Origin of the sequence: Pseudomonas faucium (assembly GCF_021602585.1) — a bacterium.
GTDB classification, from domain to species: Bacteria; Pseudomonadota; Gammaproteobacteria; order Pseudomonadales; family Pseudomonadaceae; genus Aquipseudomonas; species Aquipseudomonas faucium.
The window spans coordinates 78,345-95,244 of sequence record NZ_BQIP01000007.1 but is presented as its reverse complement, the minus strand read 5'-3'; the positions used below and the strand labels follow the sequence as shown (position 1 = coordinate 95,244).

The 16,900-nt window shown below is 65.0% G+C and carries 15 protein-coding genes and 1 pseudogene; 15 read left to right on the top strand and 1 reads right to left on the bottom strand.

What is annotated here, in order from left to right:
• Positions 1-49: 49 nt before the first annotated feature.
• Positions 50-661 carry a trimeric intracellular cation channel family protein gene (locus L6D75_RS10505; protein ID WP_027920741.1) on the top strand — a complete coding sequence of 204 codons (612 nt, stop codon included), beginning with the start codon at positions 50-52 and terminating at the stop codon, positions 659-661.
• Between the two features lie 109 nt (positions 662-770).
• Here L6D75_RS10505 and queG read toward each other — a convergent pair whose 3' ends face one another.
• Positions 771-1,835 (bottom strand): tRNA epoxyqueuosine(34) reductase QueG, encoded by a 1,065-nt coding sequence (gene queG / locus L6D75_RS10500; protein ID WP_176516089.1) that lies wholly within the window; start codon positions 1,833-1,835, stop codon positions 771-773.
• A 65-nt stretch (positions 1,836-1,900) separates the two neighbouring features.
• On the opposite strand from queG, the gene L6D75_RS10495 reads away from it, so the two are divergent.
• The 14 genes and pseudogenes from L6D75_RS10495 to L6D75_RS10435 all read left to right on the top strand — a co-directional run bounded on the left by L6D75_RS10495 (position 1,901) and on the right by L6D75_RS10435 (position 16,867).
• On the top strand, positions 1,901-2,761 hold the full coding sequence (locus L6D75_RS10495) for an NAD(P)H-hydrate dehydratase (RefSeq protein WP_176516086.1): 861 nt from the start codon (positions 1,901-1,903) through the stop codon (positions 2,759-2,761).
• Positions 2,749-3,222: a tRNA (adenosine(37)-N6)-threonylcarbamoyltransferase complex ATPase subunit type 1 TsaE gene (tsaE, locus tag L6D75_RS10490; RefSeq protein ID WP_176516084.1), complete on the top strand. Its 474-nt coding sequence runs from the start codon at positions 2,749-2,751 to the stop codon at positions 3,220-3,222. The genes L6D75_RS10495 and tsaE overlap by 13 nt, the downstream gene beginning before the upstream one ends.
• 11 nt (positions 3,223-3,233) lie before the next feature.
• Complete coding sequence (locus tag L6D75_RS10485) at positions 3,234-4,667, top strand: N-acetylmuramoyl-L-alanine amidase (RefSeq protein ID WP_176516081.1); 1,434 nt, start codon at positions 3,234-3,236, stop codon at positions 4,665-4,667.
• Complete coding sequence (gene mutL / locus L6D75_RS10480; RefSeq protein ID WP_176516079.1) at positions 4,664-6,562, top strand: DNA mismatch repair endonuclease MutL; 1,899 nt, start codon at positions 4,664-4,666, stop codon at positions 6,560-6,562. Before L6D75_RS10485 ends, mutL begins: the two co-directional genes overlap by 4 nt.
• A gap of 1 nt (position 6,563) precedes the next feature.
• Positions 6,564-7,535, top strand: a complete 972-nt coding sequence (gene miaA / locus L6D75_RS10475) for a tRNA (adenosine(37)-N6)-dimethylallyltransferase MiaA (protein WP_176516077.1) — start codon at positions 6,564-6,566, stop codon at positions 7,533-7,535.
• Between the two features lie 93 nt (positions 7,536-7,628).
• On the top strand, positions 7,629-7,889 hold the full coding sequence (hfq, locus tag L6D75_RS10470; protein ID WP_176516075.1) for an RNA chaperone Hfq: 261 nt from the start codon (positions 7,629-7,631) through the stop codon (positions 7,887-7,889).
• A gap of 12 nt (positions 7,890-7,901) precedes the next feature.
• Positions 7,902-9,203 carry a ribosome rescue GTPase HflX gene (hflX, locus tag L6D75_RS10465; RefSeq protein ID WP_176516073.1) on the top strand — a complete coding sequence of 434 codons (1,302 nt, stop codon included), beginning with the start codon at positions 7,902-7,904 and terminating at the stop codon, positions 9,201-9,203.
• Positions 9,204-9,299: 96 nt separating this feature from the next.
• On the top strand, positions 9,300-10,481 hold the full coding sequence (gene hflK / locus L6D75_RS10460) for an FtsH protease activity modulator HflK (protein ID WP_176516070.1): 1,182 nt from the start codon (positions 9,300-9,302) through the stop codon (positions 10,479-10,481).
• Positions 10,481-11,350: a protease modulator HflC gene (gene hflC, locus L6D75_RS10455; protein ID WP_176516067.1), complete on the top strand. Its 870-nt coding sequence runs from the start codon at positions 10,481-10,483 to the stop codon at positions 11,348-11,350. Before hflK ends, hflC begins: the two co-directional genes overlap by 1 nt.
• 290 nt (positions 11,351-11,640) lie before the next feature.
• Positions 11,641-12,828: an ATP phosphoribosyltransferase regulatory subunit gene (locus L6D75_RS10450; protein ID WP_176516066.1), complete on the top strand. Its 1,188-nt coding sequence runs from the start codon at positions 11,641-11,643 to the stop codon at positions 12,826-12,828.
• Between the two features lie 56 nt (positions 12,829-12,884).
• Positions 12,885-14,177: an adenylosuccinate synthase gene (locus L6D75_RS10445; RefSeq protein WP_008095424.1), complete on the top strand. Its 1,293-nt coding sequence runs from the start codon at positions 12,885-12,887 to the stop codon at positions 14,175-14,177.
• Positions 14,178-14,330: 153 nt separating this feature from the next.
• Positions 14,331-15,377: pseudogene (locus L6D75_RS27460) on the top strand (methyl-accepting chemotaxis protein); the annotation flags it as partial.
• A 21-nt stretch (positions 15,378-15,398) separates the two neighbouring features.
• Positions 15,399-16,283, top strand: coding sequence for a methyl-accepting chemotaxis protein (locus L6D75_RS27455; protein WP_371871976.1), 885 nt, complete (start codon positions 15,399-15,401; stop codon positions 16,281-16,283).
• A 107-nt stretch (positions 16,284-16,390) separates the two neighbouring features.
• Complete coding sequence (locus L6D75_RS10435) at positions 16,391-16,867, top strand: DUF2867 domain-containing protein (protein ID WP_176516064.1); 477 nt, start codon at positions 16,391-16,393, stop codon at positions 16,865-16,867.
• Positions 16,868-16,900 lie beyond the last annotated feature (33 nt).

Genomic DNA, 16,900 nt, shown 5'->3' with positions numbered 1-16,900 from the left:
CCTTGGGCAACTGGTTAGACTGCGCGCCTTTCTCGCACGGACCCGCACCATGTTGCTGATGCTCTACCTCATCGCCATCACCGCCGAAGCCATGACCGGCGCCTTGTCTGCCGGCCGTCGCGGCATGGACTGGTTTGGCGTGGTGCTGATTGCCTGCGTCACCGCCCTGGGGGGCGGCTCGGTGCGCGACGTGCTGCTCGGGCACTACCCGCTGACCTGGGTGAAGCACCCGGAATACCTGGTGTTGACCAGCCTTGCCGCGCTGCTGACGATTTTCATCGCGCCGATGATGCGCCGCTTGCGCTCGCTGTTCCTGGTGCTCGATGCCCTGGGGCTGGTGGCCTTTACCCTGATTGGTTGCATGACTGCGCTGGAGATGGGGCAGGGCATGCTGGTGGCATCGATCAGCGGGGTGATCACCGGGGTGTTTGGCGGGATCCTGCGGGATATCTTCTGCAACGACATTCCCCTGGTGTTTCGCCGTGAGCTGTATGCCAGCGTGTCGTTCGCGGCGGCGTGGTTCTACCTGGGGTGCGTGTATTTCAAGCTGCCGGCCGAGCAGGCGATGCTGCTGACCTTGTTCGGTGGCTTTCTGGTGCGCTTGCTGGCCATTCGTTTTCATTGGGAAATGCCCAAGTTCCACTACAACGACCAGCAGTGAGGCGGTGCCGCTGTGGGCCCTATCGCCGGCAAGCCGGCTCCCACGGGTAGGGCAGCGCCGCTGTCACTGTGGGAGCCGGCTTGCCGGCGATTGGGGCGCGCAGCGGCCCCTAGCGGTGCTCATGCTGCGCCAGCGCCCACTGCACATGCTCGCGCACTAGCTCCGACGGGTCGTCCTGGCGAGCCTTCAACGCCTCCAGCACCGGTATGGTCGAAGGCGCATTGCCCAGCCCCACCGCCAGGTTGCGCAGCCACCGCTCGTACCCCGCACGCCGCAGCGGCCCGCCTTCGGTCTTGCGCAGGAAGGTGCGTTCATCCCACAGGAACATCTCGGCCAGCTCGGCGTTTTCCAGCCCGTGCCGAGGCTGGAAGTCGTTTTCCTGGGTGGGCCGGGCAAAGCGGTTCCACGGGCAGACGATCTGGCAATCGTCGCAGCCGAACACCCGATTGCCCATCATCGCGCGCAACTCCACGGGAATCGCGCCCTTCAGCTCGATGGTCAGGTACGAGATGCAGCGCCGCGCATCCAGCACATAAGGCCCGACGAAGGCCTTGGTCGGGCAGATATCCAGGCAGGCCTCGCAGCGCCCGCAGTGTTCACTGGCATGCGCCTCGTCCACCGGCAGCGGTAGGTCGACGAACAGTTCGGCGAGGAAGAAGTAACTGCCGGCCTTGCGGTTGAGCAGCAGGGTGTTCTTGCCGATCCAACCCAGCCCGGCCTGTTCGGCCAGGGCCTTTTCCAGTACCGGAGCGCTGTCGACGAAGGCGCGGTAGCCGAACGGGCCGATCGCTTCCTGGATGCGGTCGGCCAGGTGCTGCACGCGCTTGCGCACCAGCTTGTGGTAGTCGCGGCCCAGGGCATAGCGCGACACATAGGCCTTTTCCGGCTGTGCCAGGCGTTGCGCCATCTGCGTGTCGCCGGGCAGGTAGTCCATGCGCAGTGACACCACGCGCACGGTGCCGGGGATCAGCTGTTCGGGGTGGGCGCGCTTGCTGCCGTGGGCGCCAAGGTATTCCATCTCGCCCTGGTAGCCGGCGTCGAGCCAGCGCTGCAGGTGATGTTCGTGCTCGCCAAGGTCCACCCCGGCGATGCCGACGTGGGCAAAACCGAGTTCTCGGCCCCAATTCTTGATCGATTGGGCCAGTGCGGCGAGGTCAGGTGCGGAAGCGGACATGGATGGGCAAGGCAATACGGGCTCAGGTGCGTATAATTCTGCCAGACATTGGAGCCTTTGACCCCATGCCCCAGACCAAACACCCCGGCCACGCCCCGCAACTGCTCACTGGCTTGACGGTCGCGCGCCTGCCTGCACGGCCTGCGCAGGCCCAAAAGGGCGACTTCGGCCACCTGCTGGTGGTCGGTGGCGACCTCGGCACCGGTGGCGCCGTGCTGCTCAGTGCCGAGGCGGCGCTGCGCTGCGGCGCTGGCCTGGTCAGCGTGGCGACCCGCCCCGAACACGTGGCCGCTAGCCTTGCGCGCCTGCCGGAAGTCATGTGCCTGGGGCTGAGTTCGGCCAACCAGCTCATGGCCCCGCTCGAGCGTGCCTCGGTGCTGGTGGTGGGCCCTGGCCTGGGCCAGGCGGCCTGGGGCCGCAGCCTGCTGTCGGCGGTGGCCAATGCCGAGCGGCCGCAGGTGTGGGACGCCGATGCCCTGAACCTGCTGGCGCGCACGCCGCTGGCCCTGCCCAGCGCCAGCATCCTCACCCCGCACCCGGGGGAGGCGGCGCGGCTGCTGGGCATTTCCACCGAGGCGGTGCAGGCCGACCGTGCTGGAGCCGCGCGCAAGCTGGCGCGGCGCTATGCCAGTGTGTGCGTGCTCAAGGGGGCCGGCACCCTGGTCGCCGACCCTGCGGGCAAGCTGGCGCTGTGCGAGCGCGGCCACCCGGCGATGGCCGGCGCGGGGCTGGGCGATGTGTTGACGGGGGTGCTGGGTGCGCTGCTGGCCCAGGGGCTGGCTACCTGGGATGCCGCGTGCCTGGGGGTGTGGCTGCACGCCTGTGCGGGCGAGCGCCTGGGGAGCAAAGGTAGAGGCTTGGCGGCCAGTGATCTGGCGCCGGTCATTCGTGAGTTGTTGGAGGAGCATTCTGCGTGTCTGGCATAACCCTGTTTCTGGCCGATGAAGCGGCCACGGTCGCCTTTGGCGGCAAACTGGCCGAGGTGACCGGCGGTCACGGCGTGATTTTTCTCGAAGGTGACCTGGGCGCTGGCAAGACCACCCTGTCCCGTGGCCTGATCCGTGGCCTGGGCCATACTGGAGCGGTGAAAAGTCCGACATTTACTGTGGTAGAACCCTACGAGATCGGCGACGTGCGTGCCTACCACTTCGACCTGTATCGCCTGGTCGATCCGGAAGAGCTGGAGTTCATGGGCATTCGCGACTACTTCGAAGGCGACCCGCTGTGCCTGTTCGAGTGGCCACAAAAGGGTGCGGGCGTTTTGCCAAAGCCTGACCTGACCATTACCATAAGCCCCCAAGCGGGCGGACGCTCGCTGAACCTTTCGCCGCAGGGGGCTCGCGGCGAGGCTTGGTGCACTGCACTGGCCGAACACAATAAACAGTAAGTGGGGTAGGTATGCGCATACGCGCACTGGTCGCTGTGGTTGGGCTGCTGCTGACAGCAGTGACCGTTGACGCTCTGGCCGTCACACAAGTCAAGAGCATGCGCCTGTGGCGCGCGCCGGACAACACACGGCTGGTCTTCGACCTGTCCGGCCCGGTGCAGCATAGCGTCTTCACCCTGAGCGCGCCCGACCGCCTGGTGATCGACATCAATGGCGCGACCCTGGCCGCGCCGCTGAACGTGTCCACTTCCAACACGCCGATCAGCAGCGTGCGCTCTGCCCAGCGCACGCCCACCGACCTGCGCGTGGTGGTCGACCTGAAAAAATCGGTCACCCCGAAGAGCTTCACCCTGGCGCCCAATGCCCAGTACGGCAACCGCCTGGTGGTAGACCTGTACGACCAGGAATCGGACGCCATTGCGGCCACCGCACCGCCGCCAACGCCCACCCCGACGCCTACCCCGGCGACCACGCCTGCCGTGCCGGTCAGCCCGGCGCAGCCTGCGATCAAGCTGCCGCCGGTACCCGCCGGCAAGCGCGACATCGTGGTCGCCATCGACGCCGGCCACGGCGGCGAGGACCCGGGTGCCTCCGGCTCGCGCGGCCAGCATGAAAAAGACATCGTGCTGCAGATCGCCAAGGAACTGCAGCGCCAGATCAACACCGAGAAGGGCTACCGCGCCGAGCTGACCCGCACCGGTGACTACTTCATCCCGCTGCGCAAGCGCACCGAGATCGCCCGTAAGAAGGGCGCCGACCTGTTCATTTCGATCCACGCCGACGCCGCGCCGTCGCGGGCCGCGTTCGGTGCTTCGGTGTTCGCCCTGTCCGACCGGGGTGCCACCTCCGAGACCGCGCGCTGGCTGGCCGACACGGAAAACCGCTCCGACCTGATCGGCGGTGCCGGCAACGTCAGCCTCGACGACAAGGACCGCATGCTGGCCGGTGTGCTGCTCGACCTGTCGATGACCGCCACCCTCAGCTCCAGCCTGAATGTCGGGCAAAAGGTGCTCGGCAACATGGGTCGGGTCACTTCGCTGCACAAGCAGCGCGTGGAACAGGCGGGCTTCATGGTGCTGAAATCGCCGGATATCCCATCGATCCTCGTTGAAACCGGGTTCATCTCGAACAACAACGAAGCCGCCAAGCTGGCCACCGCTAGCCACCAGCAGGCCCTGGCGCGTTCGATCCATACCGGCGTGCGCCAGTACTTCCAGCAAAACCCGCCGCCTGGCACCTACGTGGCCTGGCTGCGCGACAGCGGCAAGATTGCCCAGGGGCCGCGTGACCATACCGTGCGCCCTGGCGAGACGCTGGCGATGATTGCCGTGCGCTACCAGGTCAGCGTGCCGAGCCTGCGCAGCAGCAACAGCCTGAAGACCGATGAACTGAAAGTCGGCCAGCACCTCAGCATCCCCGCCACCACCCTGGCCTCGCAGCAATGAGTGGCGGTTCGCGCATCCAGCTGCTCAGCCCGCGGCTGGCCAACCAGATTGCCGCAGGTGAGGTGGTCGAGCGCCCGGCCTCGGTGGCCAAGGAGCTGCTGGAAAACAGCCTCGACTCCGGTGCCCGGCGCATCGATGTCGAGGTCGAGCAGGGCGGCGTCAAGCTGCTGCGGGTGCGCGACGACGGCGGCGGTATCTCCGCCGACGACCTGCCGCTGGCCCTGGCCCGTCACGCCACCAGCAAGATTCGCGAACTGGAAGACCTCGAAGGCGTGCTGAGCCTCGGTTTTCGCGGTGAGGCCCTGGCATCGATCAGCTCGGTGGCGCGCCTGACCCTGACTTCGCGCACTGCCAACGCCAGCGAAGCCTGGCAGGTGGAAACCGAAGGGCGCGACATGACGCCGCGGGTGCAGCCTGCCGCTCACCCGGTCGGTACCTCGGTGGAAGTGCGTGACCTGTTCTTCAACACCCCGGCCCGGCGCAAGTTCCTCAAGGCCGAGAAGACCGAGTTCGATCACCTGCAGGAAGTCATCCGGCGCCTGGCCCTGGCCCGTTTCGACGTCGGCTTCCACCTGCGCCACAACGGCAAGAGCATTCTCAGCCTGCACGAAGCGCACGACGAAACCGCCCGTGCCCGCAGGGTCGGCGCCATCTGCGGCCCAGGCTTCATGGAGCAGGCGCTGCCCATCGATGTCGAGCGCAACGGCCTGCGCCTGTGGGGTTGGGTCGGCCTGCCGACGTTCTCGCGCAGCCAGGCGGACTTGCAGTACTTTTTCGTCAATGGCCGCGCGGTACGCGACAAACTGGTCGCCCATGCCGTGCGCCAGGCCTATCGCGACGTGCTGTTCAATGGCCGTCACCCGACCTTCGTGCTGTTCCTCGAGCTCGAGCCCAATGGCGTCGACGTCAACGTGCACCCGACCAAGCACGAAGTGCGCTTCCGCGAGGGGCGCTCGGTGCATGACTTCCTCTACGGCACCTTGCACCGTGCGCTGGCCGACGTTCGCCCGGAAGACCAGCTGGCTGCGCCTGCTGCTGGGGCTGAAATCGCCCGCCCGAGTGGCCAGCAGGCGGGTGAGTTCGGCCCGCAGGGCGAAATGCGCCTGGCCTCGCCGGTGCTCGAACAGCCCCAGGCTCCGCAGTTTGCGGTTTCCAATGGCGGCAGTGGCGCGGGCTACCAGTACCAGTACACCCCGCGTCCATCCCAACCGCTGCCAGCGGCCGAGTCGCAGGCGGTCTATCGCGAGTTCTACAAGCCGTTGAACGACGGCGCCGGGGCGCCTGCCGCGCTGCCCGAGAGCCAGGGCGATATCCCGCCGCTGGGCTATGCCCTGGCCCAGCTCAAGGGCATCTACATCCTGGCCGAGAATGCCGTCGGGCTGGTGTTGGTGGACATGCACGCCGCCCACGAGCGCATCATGTACGAGCGGCTCAAGGTGGCGATGGCCAGCGAGGGCCTGAGCGGCCAGCCGTTGCTGGTGCCGGAGACGCTGGCGCTGAGCCAGCGCGAAGCCGACTGCGCCGAAGAGCATGGCCAGTGGTTCCAGCGCCTGGGCTTCGAGTTACAGCGTCTGGGCCCGGAAACCCTGGCGATCCGCCAGATCCCGGCCTTGCTCAAGCAAGCCGAGGCCAACCGCCTGGTGCAGGATGTGCTCGCCGACCTGATGGAATACGGCACCAGCGACCGCATCCAGGCGCACCTCAACGAACTGCTCGGCACCATGGCCTGCCACGGCGCCGTGCGCGCCAACCGGCGCCTGGCCATCCCCGAGATGAACGCCTTGCTGCGCGACATGGAAAACACCGAGCGCAGCGGCCAGTGCAACCACGGCCGCCCGACCTGGACCCAGATGGGCCTGGACGACCTGGACAAACTTTTCCTGCGCGGTCGATGAAATGAGCGGCAAGCCCCCAGCAATATTCCTCATGGGCCCAACGGCGGCCGGCAAGACCGACCTGGCCATCGAACTGACCAAGGTGCTGCCCTGCGAGCTGATCAGCGTCGACTCGGCGCTGGTCTATCGCGGCATGGACATCGGTTCGGCCAAGCCCTCCAAGGAGATCCTGGCCGCCCATCCGCACCGCCTGATCGACATTCGCGACCCGGCCGAAAGCTATTCGGCCGCACAGTTTCGCGCTGATGCCCTCGAGGCAATGGCCGAAATCACCGCACGCGGCAAGATCCCGCTGCTGGTGGGCGGCACCATGCTCTATTACAAGGCCCTGGTCGACGGCCTGGCGGACATGCCTGCGGCCGATGCCGCGGTGCGCGCCGAGCTGGAGGCCCAGGCGCAGGCGCTGGGCCTGGCCGAACTGCACCGGCAGCTGGCCGAAGTGGACCCGCAATCGGCCACGCGCATTCACCCCAACGACCCGCAACGCCTGATTCGGGCGCTGGAAGTGTACCGGGTGAGCGGCGAGAGCATGACGGCCCATCGGCAACGTCAATTCGCGGAAAGTCGCGGCGCAGACGCAGGCGCTGACTCGCATTTGCCCTATACTGTCGCGAGTTTGGCGATTGCTCCTACAGATCGTCACATTTTGCATCAGCGAATTGCGCTACGATTTTCGCAGATGCTGGAACAGGGCTTCATCGACGAGGTCCGATCGCTGCGAGCCAGAAGTGACTTGCACGCGGCGCTGCCGTCTATACGGGCAGTGGGGTATCGGCAGGTCTGGGACTACCTCGACGGCAAGCTGACTGAGAATGAGATGCGAGAACGCGGTATCATTGCTACCCGGCAGCTGGCCAAGCGGCAGTTCACCTGGTTGCGTAGCTGGCCCGACGTACACTGGCTCGACAGCCTGGCCTGCGACAATCTGTCCCGCACCTTGAAATACCTTGGGGCCGTCTCCATATTGAGATGAGTCCCTGCTGATTGCCGTCTATTCTTGCGAAGGGACGGCCAACTTATCGATTTCTTTGACTTTCTATTATTGATCCTTACAGGAGTGCGGCATATGTCAAAAGGGCATTCGCTACAAGACCCTTACTTGAATACCTTGAGAAAAGAAAAGGTTGCGGTTTCTATCTATCTGGTCAACGGCATCAAACTGCAAGGCCAGATCGAGTCGTTCGACCAGTTCGTCGTTCTGCTGAAGAACACTGTCAGCCAGATGGTTTACAAGCACGCCATTTCGACCGTAGTTCCTGTGCGTGCGATTCGCCTGCCTAGCCCGTCCGATTCCGAACACGGTGAAAGCGAGCCAGGCAACGCCTGATAGGAGCCTGCATTGTTCTTTGAGCGCCACGGTGGTGGTGAGCGAGCGCTGCTCGTTCACTTGGAAGGTCAGAACCCTGAGGCGCGCGAAGATCCGCAGGAGTTTCAGGAACTGGCATTGTCGGCCGGCGCCGACATCGTTTCGCTGGTCACGGTGGCCCGGCATCAGCCGACCGCCAAATACCTGATTGGCAGCGGCAAGGTCGAGGAATTTCGCGACCTGGTCAAAGCCGAACAGGTAGACCTGGTGATTTTCAATCACACCCTCACGCCCAGTCAGGAGCGCAACCTCGAACGTGTCTTCGAGTGTCGCGTGCTCGACCGCACCGGGCTGATCCTCGATATCTTCGCCCAACGGGCGCGTACCCATGAAGGCAAGCTGCAGGTCGAACTGGCCCAGCTTGAGCACATGAGCACGCGGCTGGTGCGCGGCTGGACCCACCTTGAGCGTCAGAAGGGTGGTATCGGCCTGCGCGGCCCGGGTGAAACCCAGCTTGAAACCGACCGTCGTTTGCTGCGGGTACGCCTGCGGCAGATCAAGGGGCGCCTGGAGAAGGTCCGCAGCCAGCGTGAGCAGGCTCGCCGTGGCCGCCGCCGTGCGGATATCCCGTCGGTTTCGCTGGTGGGCTACACCAACGCCGGCAAGTCGACGCTGTTCAACGCCTTGACCCAGTCCGAGGTGTACGCCGCCGACCAGTTGTTCGCCACCCTCGACCCGACGTTGCGCCGTCTCGAGCTCAACGACCTCGGGCCGATCGTGCTGGCCGACACCGTGGGCTTCATTCGCCACCTGCCGCACAAGCTGGTCGAGGCTTTTCGGGCTACGCTCGAAGAGTCGAGCAACTCCGACCTGCTGCTGCACGTGATCGACGCCCATGAGCCAGAGCGCATGGAGCAGATCGAGCAGGTGCTGGCGGTATTGGGCGAGATCGGTGCCGAAGGCTTGCCGATCCTCGAGGTCTATAACAAACTCGACCTGCTCGAAGATGTCGAGCCGCAGATCCAGCGCAACGCCGACGGCAAGCCGGAGCGGGTCTGGGTCTCGGCACGAGATGGACGTGGCCTGGAGCTGGTGGGTCAGGCGATTGCCGAGTTGCTGGGGGATGATCTGTTTGTCGGTACCCTGTGTCTGGAGCAGCGTTTTGCCCGCTTGCGCGCGCAATTCTTTGCCCTGGGTGCCGTGCAGAGTGAGGAGCATGACGAAGAAGGGCGCAGCCTGCTGAGTGTGCGACTGCCCATGGTCGAGTTGAATCGCCTGGTCAGCCGTGAAGGCATGGAGCCGCAAGTGTTTGTCGAGCAACACACTTTGCAATAAATGCCCGGCGAGGTCGCCGGGCGGCAGTGGCAGGCATTCTGTAGCATTGGACGGCGCGCCGTGGGCGCGTCTTTGCTTTATCAGATGGAGAGCGCTATGGCTTGGAACGAGCCGGGTGGCAACTCGAACAATCAGGATCCCTGGGGCGGTCGCCGTGGTGGCGGCGGCGGTGGTGGCGATAAAAAAGGCCCGCCGGATCTGGACGAGGCCTTCCGCAAACTGCAGGACAGCCTGAATGGCATGTTCGGCGGTGGCAAGAAACGTGGCGGCGGTGACCGCAATGTCGGCAAGGGCGGCGGCTACGGCCTGCTGGGCATCGGCCTGGCGGTACTGGCTGCGATCTGGCTGTACAGCGCCGTGTACGTGGTCGACGAGCAGGAGCAGGCCGTCGTGCTGCGCTTCGGCAAGTACTATGAGACGGTCGGTCCCGGCCTGAACATCTACTTCCCGCCAATCGATCGCAAGTACATGGAAAACGTCACGCGCGAGCGTGCCTACACCAAGCAGGGCCAGATGCTCACCGAAGACGAGAACATCGTCGAAGTGCCGCTGACCGTCCAGTACAAGATCAGCAACCTGCAGGACTTCGTGCTCAACGTCGACCAGCCCGAGGTGAGCTTGCAGCATGCCACCGACAGCGCCCTGCGCCACGTGGTGGGTTCCACTTCGATGGACCAGGTGCTGACCGAAGGCCGTGAGCAGATGGCCGTGGATATCCGCGAACGCCTGCAGCGCTTCCTCGACAACTACCGTACCGGTATCACCGTTACCCAGGTCAACGTACAGAGCGCGGCAGCCCCGCGTGAAGTGCAGGAAGCCTTCGACGACGTGATCCGTGCCCGTGAAGACGAGCAGCGTGCCCGCAACCAGGCCGAGTCCTACGCCAACGGCGTGGTGCCGGAAGCCCGTGGTCAGGCCCAGCGCATCATCGAGGACGCCAACGGTTACCGCGACGAAGTCATCGCCCGCGCCAAGGGTGAGGCGGACCGCTTCACCAAGCTGGTCGCCGAGTACCGCAAGGCACCTGACGTGACCCGCCAGCGCCTGTACCTGGAGACCATGCAAGAGGTCTACAGCAATACCAGCAAGGTCATGGTGGCCACCAAGGACGGGCAGAACAACCTGCTCTACCTGCCACTGGACAAGATGGTCGAAGGCAGCCGCAACACGTCCGCGCCGGTTACCAGCGCAACCCCGTCGGCCAACGACGCGGCAGCGCGTGCAGCGCAGGACCTGCAACAGCAACAGCAACAGCTGCGTACTAGGGAGAGCCGCTGATGAGCAATAAATCGCTGATCGCCCTGATCGCCGCTGTGGTTCTGGCCGTGGTGGCCTGGAACAGCTTCTACATCGTGTCGCAGACCGAACGCGCGGTACTGCTGCAGTTCGGCCGTGTGGTCCAGGCGGATGTCCAGCCGGGCCTGCACGTGAAGGTTCCGTATGTGAACCAGGTGCGCAAGTTCGACGCCCGTCTGATGACCCTCGACGCCCCGACCCAGCGGTTCCTGACCCTGGAGAAGAAAGCGGTGATGGTCGACGCCTACGCCAAGTGGCGCGTCAAGGATGCCGAGCGTTTCTACACCGCCACGTCCGGCATGAAGCAGATCGCCGACGAGCGTCTGTCGCGTCGTCTGGAAAGCGGCCTGCGTGACCAGTTCGGTAAACGCACCCTGCACGAAGTGGTATCCGGTGAGCGTGACGCGCTGATGGCTGACATCACCGCCTCGCTGAACCGCATGGCCAACAAGGAGCTGGGTATCGAGGTGGTCGACGTGCGCGTCAAGGCCATCGACCTGCCGAAGGAAGTCAACCGCAGCGTGTTCGACCGCATGAGCACCGAGCGTGAGCGTGAGGCTCGCGAGCACCGTGCCAAGGGTAACGAGCTGGCTGAAGGTATCCGTGCCGATGCCGACCGTCAGCGCCGTGTACTGCTGGCCGAAGCCTATCGCGAAGCTGAAGAGACCCGTGGTGATGGCGACGCCCAGTCGGCCGCCATCTATGCCAAGGCCTACACCCAGGACGCCGATTTCTATGCGTTCTACCGTAGCCTGCAGGCATACCGCGAAAGCTTCTCCAGCAAGAGCGACGTGCTGGTCCTGGATCCGAAGAACGAGTTCTTCCGCTTCCTCGACAAGAGCAAACCCTGATGCATTGAGGGGCGCATACCCCGCCTGGCAGCTAAAACACCAGGCGGGGTGCATCCTGAATGAAAAGGGGTGTATGATGCGGCAGCCGGGAAATTTCCCGGCTTTTTTGCGTCTGCAAGGTTGATTGGCAAACGGCCAGTTGACGGTTTGGTCAGGTCGCAAGGCAATTCGAGGGTATTGGGTACGGTGGTGGCGCTGGGATCAGTGCTGCCTGCTGCTGTGCGCCAATGCCTGCTTTACTGACGGCTCGCCTGCAGGCAAGCCGCCCGGACCAGAGGGGAAATGGCGTAATGGCAACGGTAGACCGCTGGCTGCTGCCAGATGGCATCGAGGAAGTACTGCCACCTGAGGCTGCGCGCATCGAGATCGCGCGCCGCCAGGTGTTGGACCTGTTCCAGAGTTGGGGCTACGAACTGGTCGTCACCCCGCATATCGAGTACCTGGAGTCGCTGCTCACCGGCGCCGGCCAGGACCTGGACCAGCGCACCTTCAAGGTGGTCGACCCACAGTCCGGCCGCCTGATGGGCTTCCGCGCCGACTTCACCCCGCAGGTGGCGCGTATCGACGCCCACACCCTGCGCCGTGAAGGCCCGAGCCGCCTGTGCTATGCCGGCAGCGTGCTGCACGCCGAGCCGCGCGCCCTGTCCACTTCGCGCAGCCCGATCCAGCTGGGTGCCGAGCTGTACGGCGACGCCAGCCCCACCAGCGATGTCGAGGTCATCAGCCTGATGCTCGCCACGCTGCAACTGACCGACGTCGCGGACGTGCACATGGACCTCGGCCATGTCGGCATCTACCGCGGCCTGGCGCGCGCCGCCGGCCTGTCGGGCGCTGTCGAGCAGCAGTTGTTCGACGCCCTGCAGCGCAAGTCGGTGGATGAAGTGCAGGCGCTGACGGCCGACCTGCCGAAGGACCTGGGCAACATGCTGCGCGCCCTGGTCGAGCTGTGCGGTGGCCGTGAAGTGCTGGCCGAAGCCCGCGTGCGCCTGGGCCGTGCCCCGGCCAGCGTGCTGGCGGCGCTGGACGATTTGCTGGCGATCGCCGATCGCCTGGCTTCGCGTTACCCCGAGCTGCCGCTGTACTTCGACCTCGGCGAGCTGCGCGGCTACAACTACCACACCGGCGTGGTGTTTGCGGTGTTCGTGCCGGGCGAAGGTCAATCGATCGCCCAGGGCGGCCGTTATGACGACATCGGGGCCGATTTCGGCCGGGCGCGCCCGGCCACCGGTTTCTCCACGGATTTGAAGACCCTGGTCACACTGGGGCGAGCGGAGGTCGTATTGCCAACTGGCGGCATCTGGATGCCCGACAGTGGTGACGCGGCCCTCTGGCAGCAGGTCTGCCAGTTGCGCAACGAGGGCCAGCGAGTGGTCCAGGCCCTGCCTGGCCAGCCGTTGAGTGCTGCTCTCGAGGCGGATTGTGATCGTCAATTGATTCAGCAAGACGGGCGCTGGCAGGTACTGCCGCTGACCCAATGAGTTTCTGCGCCGGCAGTTGGCCGGCAACCAAGTTTGCGTGAATGAGGACAAGTGTTATGGGTAAGAATGTCGTCGTCCTAGGCACCCAGTGGGGTGATGAGGGCAAAGGCAAGATCGTCGATCTGCTGACCGAACATGCTGCCGCCGTAGTGCGCTACCAGGGTGGCCACAACGCGGGCCACACCCTGGTGATCAACGGTGAAAAAACCGTTCTGCACCTGATTCCGTCCGGCATCCTGCGTGAAGGCGTGCAGTGCCTGATCGGCAACGGCGTGGTCGTTGCCCCGGATGCCCTGATGCGTGAAATCACCAAGCTGGAAGAGAAGGGCGTGCCGGTGCGCGAGCGCCTGCGCATCAGCCCGGCTGCGCCGCTGATCTTGTCGTACCACGTGGCCCTGGACCAGGCCCGCGAGAAAGCCCGTGGCGAAGCCAAGATCGGCACCACCGGCCGTGGTATCGGCCCAGCCTACGAAGACAAGGTCGCTCGCCGCGGCCTGCGCGTTGGCGACCTGTTCCACCGCGAGCGTTTCGCCGCCAAGCTGGGTGAGCTGCTGGATTACCACAACTTCCAGCTGGTGAACTACTACAAAGAGCCGGCCATCGACTTCCAGCAGACCCTGGACGAGTGCATGGCCTACGCCGAACAGCTCAAGCCGATGATGCTCGACGTCACCGCCGAGCTGCACAACCTGCGCCGCGCCGGCAAGGACATCATGTTCGAAGGCGCCCAGGGCTCGCTGCTGGACATCGACCACGGTACCTACCCGTACGTGACCAGCTCCAACACCACTGCCGGCGGCATCTCCACCGGTTCCGGCGTTGGCCCGATGTACCTGGACTACATCCTGGGCATCACCAAGGCGTACACCACTCGCGTAGGTTCCGGCCCGTTCCCGACCGAACTGTTCGACGAGACCGGCGCTACCCTGGCCAAGCGTGGCCACGAGTTCGGTTCGACCACCGGCCGTGCCCGTCGTTGCGGCTGGTTCGATGCCGTGATCCTGCGTCGCGCCATCGACGTCAACAGCATCTCGGGCATCTGCCTGACCAAGCTGGACGTGCTGGACGGCCTGGAAACCATCAACATCTGTGTTGGCTACAAGAACGAGAACGGCGCCGTCATCGACGCACCGTCCGACGCCGACAGCTACATCGGCCTGGAGCCGGTGTACGAAGAGATGCCAGGCTGGAGCGAATCGACCCTGGGTGCCAAGACCCTGGAAGAGCTGCCAGAAGCTGCACGCGCTTACATCAAGCGCATCGAGGAGCTGACCGGCGCGCCGATCGACATCATCTCCACCGGCCCGGACCGCAACGAGACCATCGTGCTGCGTCATCCGTTCGCCTGATCTGCCCACCAGGCTGATCTGACGCCGTGGCCCTGAAAGGGGCCGCGGCGTTTTCATTTCTGCTGCTGGACCTTGGCACTTATCCCTGCTGCCCTCGGCACAACCCTTGCTGTAAGAAGTTTCTGTAGATGCCATCAAAATAATGGCGCCAGAATGCACGAGGGTTTCACCGTGTCTGCCATCCTCTCATTGTTACGAAGCCGCCTGTTGCGGCCTGTGTTTGTTGCCTTGGGTATCGCCCTTTTGGTGCAGGTGCTGGTTGCCGTTGCGCTGACACGAAGCACCGTCACTGCCCTGGAGGCCGATCTTGGCGAGCGCCTGGGCAATGACAGCCGCAAGCTCGCCAGTGAGCTGGAGCAGGCGGGCCAGGACGTGCGCTCGGGGCTCGAAAGCCTTTCCAGCAGCACCCGCCAGCGCCTCAGTGCAGGCCTGTCCGAGCGCCTGCAGAATGAACAGCAGCAACTGCGCGCGACCCTGGAAAAGAACCTCAAGGATTCCGCCAACGACATGGCCGAATTGCTGGCCTCGGTCGCCCCACGGGCGATCTGGGACAACGACGTGCCGACGCTGTCCGACTTCGCCCGCCGCGCCCAGCGCAATCCCAACGTGCTGTTCGTGATCTACGACGACGCCCAGGGCCAGCACCTGACGCGCTACCTGAACCGGCAGAACCCGATCAACCAGGCCCTGATCGAAAAAGGGCAGGGGGAGCGGGCGCTGGACAAGGTGCTTGAAGCTGCCCGCCGCGACCCATCGGTGTACTTCGTCGAGGCATCGATCAGCCCCAATGGCGCGGAAATCGGCAAGGTCCTGATGGGGGTTTCCACCGCCGCTGTGGACGAGGAACTCAAGGCCCTGGACCAGCGCTTCAGTGCCCTGATCGCCAGTGGCGAGCAACTGGTCGGCGACAGCCTTGGCGCGGCGGCGGCAGACAGCGGCAAAGCCCTGCGCGACCGGCTGGAAGCCGCGCAGGGCAGCGCCACAGCCATGCAGGCCAACACCGCGCAAACCGTGCGCGATGCAGCGGCGGAGCTGCGCTGGCGTATCGGCCTGGGCCTTGTGCTGGTCGGCCTGGGTGTACTGCTATTGGTTGCCCTGGTGCTGGGCCGCCGCGTGCTGAGCAAGCTGCGCCTGCTGATCACTGCGCTGAACGACCTGGCCGCCGGCGAAGGCGACCTGACCAAGCGCGTGAACCTGGACAGCCGCGACGAGATCGGCGACATGGCCTCGGCAGTCAACCGCTTCGTCGACAAGCTGCAGCCGATCGTGCGCGAGGCCGGTGAAGTGGCCCAGCGCACTGGCGTCGAAATCGGCGCCATGGCCCAGCGCAACGCCGGTGCCGACGCCGCTGCGGCCTTGCAGCGCGATGAAGTGGCCGCCAGCCTGCGTGACCTCTCGAGCATGGCCGACGAAGCCCAGGCCGAGAGCCAGGCGATGCAGGCGGCGCTGCGCCAGGTGGTGGACATTCGCCAGGCCACCGATGAGAACAGCCGCACCTCGACGCAATTGGCCGGGCTGATCGAAAACCTCGCCGGGCAGGTCGAAACCGGCTCGCAGGTGATCGAGCGGCTGGCCAAGCAGAGCGAGCAGATCGAAGTGGTGCTGACGGTGATCCACGGCATCGCCGAGCAGACCAACCTGCTGGCCCTCAACGCCGCCATCGAAGCTGCGCGTGCCGGCGAGACCGGGCGCGGGTTTGCCGTGGTCGCTGATGAAGTGCGGGCATTGGCGAGCAAGACGCAAAGCTCCACCGGCGACATCCAGTCGCACATCGCTGCGTTGCAGAAGGGCGCCAAGGAGGCGGTGGCCACCATCAGCCAGGCCGGCCTCAAGGCCAGCGAAGGCCTGCTGGTGCTGCGCGACAACGAGCGCCGCCAGCAGTCGGTGCAGGCGGCGGTGGAGCAGGTGCATGCGGCCATCGGCCTGGCTACCCGCGCCGCGGAGCAACAGGCGAACGGGGCGCAAGCGGTGCGCGGGCGTGTCGAGAACATCCATGCCCAGGCCGAGCGCTCGGCCGAGGTGGTGATGCAGACCACGGCCAGCAGCAAGGTGCTCGATGACCTGGCCGCGCAATTGCGCGCCAGCCTGGGCCAGTTCCGGGCCTGAGACCGAGCAACACCTCTTGTGGGAGCCGGCTTGCCGGCGATGGGCCGCGCCGCGGCCCCTCCTGCTTTGCTAAGCTCCCGGGCGCCCCATGACAAAAGGACTTGTACATGCCCGCCCAACTCATCGCCGCCCCAGCCGACCTGGACTTCCTGCACAGCGACAGCGTGCCGCTGAACGCCCCGCTGACGGCCCTGCAAGCCTACTGCGCCATGACCTCGCACACCCCCGCCTGGCTAGCCGGCGCCTTCCGCCTGCGCGACTTCATCTCCCGCCGCTTCAACGTCGCCGACATCCAAGGCTTTACGCCCCGCGGCCCCGAGCACGTGCCAAAAGTGGGCGAGCGTCTGGATTTCTTCACGGTCGAGGACATCAGCGACCGGCAACTGGTCCTGACGTCGCGTGATACGCACCTGGCGGTGATGGTTTACATGGACGTGGACAGGCAGCATTTGAGCGTGACCACGTCGGTAGTGTGCTTCAACACCTTTGGCCTTTTATACATGGTGCCGGTCGGAAGGGTTCATGGTGTGATCGTGCGGCGGATGCTGGGCAATCTGCAGGGGTATCGTTTCGAGCTTCAGTGAGAAACATATTCTTACTCGATAAATCAGAATTCT